Origin of the sequence: Roseibacillus ishigakijimensis (genome assembly GCF_016595415.1) — a bacterium.
Taxonomy (GTDB): domain Bacteria; phylum Verrucomicrobiota; class Verrucomicrobiia; order Verrucomicrobiales; family Akkermansiaceae; genus Roseibacillus; species Roseibacillus ishigakijimensis.
This window is the reverse complement of record NZ_JAENIO010000122.1, coordinates 1-777: the sequence shown is the minus strand read 5'-3', so window position 1 is coordinate 777 and position 777 is coordinate 1. Positions and strand designations below refer to the sequence as shown.

At 49.2% G+C, this 777-nt stretch carries 1 protein-coding gene; it reads left to right on the top strand.

All coding sequences use genetic code 11. From position 1 onward, the window contains the following. Positions 1 to 103 precede the first annotated feature (103 nt). Complete coding sequence (locus JIN78_RS16830) at positions 104 to 619, top strand: hypothetical protein (RefSeq protein WP_200393159.1); 516 nt, start codon at positions 104 to 106, stop codon at positions 617 to 619. Positions 620 to 777 lie beyond the last annotated feature (158 nt).

The window sequence follows — 777 nt, the reverse complement described above, 5'->3', positions numbered from 1 at the left end:
CAAGTGGCTGCGGGATAGCCCACGAAAATCCTAAGCACGCCATTTTTCCTTGAAAAGGTGCTGGTCTGGCAAATCATCAACCATATAATCTCTGCCAAAAAATATGAAGCGATTCGCGATAGTTGCAGCCATGATTGCTCTCATATCAGGCATCCTGCTGAAAGGAACGTTCGGGCATTGGATCATCGTGATTGCGGCAGGGATGTATCTCGGTGTCCCGCTTGCAATGTTCATGGCTTTTTGGTTGGCGATCAGTCTTAAGCACACGGGAGGAATCCCGAATGGACTCAGGGCTACTTTTCTCATCTCACTCATCACTGGAGGGTCACTGCTTCTTTCGCTCGGAACCGGGACGGTGATTCACTACTGGGAGATTCGCGAAGCTCGAGCATTCGTGGCCGAGATGATTCCGATGCTGGAGGACTACCGACAGAAGCACGGAGAGTATCCGAAGGATTTAGCTACTCTCACCGCGTCCACTCCACCGAACCTGTTGCAGGACTCGCACAGCTACTTAGCAGAGGCTGATTATTTTCGTTTTGAGTATAGGGATGCGGCAGGTATGATGGATGGATACTACTTCGACAGCTCCAGCCGAGAATGGACTTACTTCGACTAACCAAGGCAGAACAACAAACCACTGAGGCCAACTGACAAGTGATTTTTAGGAAAACTGTTCACCGAGTTTGGGGTGGGTTTTCTTGATTGTCTCAATGGTTTTAAGTAGTGGGCTGTTTGATTTTTCCAGGGCTTTGAGGTAGCGCCTTTCGTCGTATT

What these genes read in the sequence shown, in the direction of transcription:
- JIN78_RS16830 (WP_200393159.1), top strand. Translation starts at nt 104, where the DNA reads ATGAAGCGATTCGCGATAGTTGCAGCCATGATTGCTCTCATATCAGGC.